Genomic DNA, 2720 nt, shown 5'->3' on the forward strand with positions numbered 1-2720 from the left:
CCGTGCGCACGAGCTCCCACTGCTGCATGTCGCGGACGACGGCTTCGACGTCATCGCCGGCCGGCAGGAAGCGGCGCACGGTGTCGACCGTGAGCCGCCCGTGCGAATAGGCGAGGATGTCGGCGACCCGCAGCCCGAAGCGATCGGCGAACCGCGCCCACGCCGCCTCGACCACCGCGGTCGAGTCGACGAGCGTCCCGTCCATGTCGAACAGGATGCCGTCGGCGAGGTACTCGGCCCGGGGCGCCCCCTCGCCCGTCATCCGTGCCGGGGCGCGCGCGGCTTGCGGCCGCGATCGGGCTTGAGCTCGATGAGGCGGCCGCCGATCCGCGTGTCCTCAAGGCGGCGCAGCGTCTCGCCGCCCAGCTCGGCGGGCAGCTCGACGAGCGAGAAGTCGGGGAAGATCTTGATCGCCCCGAAGTCGTCGCGGCTCAGCCCGCCCTCGTTCGCGAGCGCCCCGACGATCTGGCGCGGCTCCACGCGTTGGCGCTTGCCGACCTCGATGCGGTACTGCGCGAGGGCGGCCGTGCGCTCACCGCGGTCTCGGCGGCCGGCGGGGCGCGAGCGGTCACCGCGCTCGGGACGGTCGCCCCGTTCGCCGCGGCCACGGCGCTCGTCGCGCTCGGCCGGCAGCTTCAGCACGTCGTCGGGGGAGAGGAGCAGGGGCTCGTCGCCCTGCGCCACGACGGCGAGTGCCGCCGCGACATCCGCCTCGGGCACATCGTGGTGCTCGACGTAGTGGCCGATGATGTCGCGGAACGCCGAGATGCGGTCCGCCTGCTCGAGCGCGGTGGTGATCGCGTCGTCGAAGCGGCTGAGGCGCGTCGAGTTGATGTCTTCCACGGTCGGCAGCTGCATCTGGGTGACGGGCTGGCGCGTCGCCTTCTCGATGGCGGTGAGCATGCGGCGCTCGCGCGGGGTCACGAAGCTGATCGCGGCGCCGCTGCGGCCCGCGCGGCCGGTGCGGCCGATGCGGTGCACATAGGACTCGGTGTCGATCGGCAGGTCGTAGTTGACGACGTGGCTGATGCGGTCGACGTCGAGGCCGCGGGCTGCGACATCCGTCGCGACCAGGATGTCGAGCTTGCCGGACTTGAGCTGCTCGACCGTGCGCTCGCGCTGTGCCTGCGGCACGTCGCCGCTGATCGCGGCCGCCGTGTAGCCGCGGGCCCGCAGCTTCTCGGCGAGCGTCTCGGTCTCGTTCTTGGTGCGGACGAAGACGATCATCGCGTCGAAGTTCTCGACCTCGAGGATGCGCGTCAGGGCGTCGACCTTCTGCGGGTACGACACCACCAGGTAGCGCTGGGTCGTGTTCGCGCTGGTCGTGGTCTTGGTCTTGACCGTGACCTCTTGGGGGTCGCGCAGGTAGTTCTTGGAGATGCGGCGGATGGAGGCCGGCATGGTCGCCGAGAACAGGGCCACCTGCTTCTCGTCGGGCGTCTCGGCGAGGATCGTCTCGACGTCTTCGGCGAAGCCCATCTTCAGCATCTCGTCGGCCTCGTCGAGCACGAGGTACTTGAGCTCGGAGAGGTCGAGCGTGCCCTTGTCGAGGTGGTCCATGATGCGGCCCGGTGTGCCGACGACGACGTGCACGCCACGGCGCAGCGCCGAAAGCTGCACGCCGTAGCCCTGGCCGCCGTAGACGGGCAGCACGTGCACACCGCGCAGGTGCGCGGCGTAGCTCTCGAACGCCTCGCACACCTGCAGCGCGAGCTCGCGCGTGGGCGACAGCACGAGGGCCTGGGGACTCTTCTGCGAGACGTCGAGGCGCGAGACGATCGGCAGCGCGAACGCCGCTGTCTTGCCCGTTCCGGTCTGGGCGAGGCCGACGACGTCGCGCCCTTCGAGCAGCAGCGGGATGGTCGCCGCCTGGATCGCCGAGGGCGTCTCGTAGCCGACATCCTTCAGAGCTTTGAGCACCGGGTCGCTGAGGCCGAGCTCAGAGAAGGCGGGTGTCGCGTCGCGGGCCTCGTCGGCCTCGGTCTGCGCGGAATCCTGAGCGGTCATGCGTTAAACGCTAGCGTCTTGCCCTCCGCGCCACGTCAGCACCATCGCGAGACATAGGCGGGGTCGTCGCTCGGCACCACATCGCGGTCACGCAGCAGGACCGAGACGGTGCGACCGCGGGCGGCGCAGGCGCGCGTGAAGGCGGCCCGGCCGTTGTCGGTGTACTCGATCTCGATGACGTGCGAGCCGTAGACCGCGGTGTAGTCGCCGCACTCGCCGTAGACCTGGCATTCCTCGGCGACGGCGAAGTCGAGGCTCGCCTCGGTGCGCCCGCGGGGCCCGAGCTCACCGGCGTTCTTCTGCGCGATCGCGAGGCCCGCTGCATGTGCGCGGCGGGCGAGCATCGCGGCGAACCGCACGTTGTCGTCGGCGGTGAGCAGCTGGTGCGAGCGGGTCCATGAGTCGAGGTTGTCGGGCTCGACCGCGTCGAAGCCGGCGGCCGCGCAGTGCGCGATCCGTGCGCCGATGACGGATGCCAGCGCCGAGCGCTTCGCCGCGGAGGAGGTATCGAGCAGAACCTCATCGGGCCAGTCCGGGTCGGTCACGAGCCTGCCGTCGTGGCGCAGCAGCAGCTGCGGGTGCCGCTTCTTCCAGGCGGGCAGCTCGCCGGGCTGCGTCTGAAAGGCGTTGAGGTAGCAGATGTTGTACCGCCCGGCGGCGGGCCGCGCCGTACTGTCCCGCTCCACGACCGCGACGCCGGCGGCCGGTGCGTA

Annotated in this window: 3 protein-coding genes; all 3 read right to left on the bottom strand. The window is 71.1% G+C overall.

Annotated elements, in window-relative coordinates:
* The coding region (locus tag ACM2XV_RS13990) for an HAD family hydrolase (protein WP_487027367.1) at positions 1-262 on the bottom strand (262 nt) is incomplete at its 3' end.
* A complete protein-coding gene (locus tag ACM2XV_RS13995) occupies positions 259-2007 on the bottom strand; it encodes a DEAD/DEAH box helicase (protein WP_487027368.1) in 1749 nt (582 codons plus the stop codon). The genes ACM2XV_RS13990 and ACM2XV_RS13995, both read right to left, overlap by 4 nt.
* Positions 2008-2042: 35 nt before the next feature.
* Positions 2043-2720: endo alpha-1,4 polygalactosaminidase (locus ACM2XV_RS14000; protein WP_487027369.1), on the bottom strand; the 678-nt coding region annotated here is incomplete at its 5' end.

This window comes from Gryllotalpicola sp. CP2-P1, assembly GCF_057512245.1.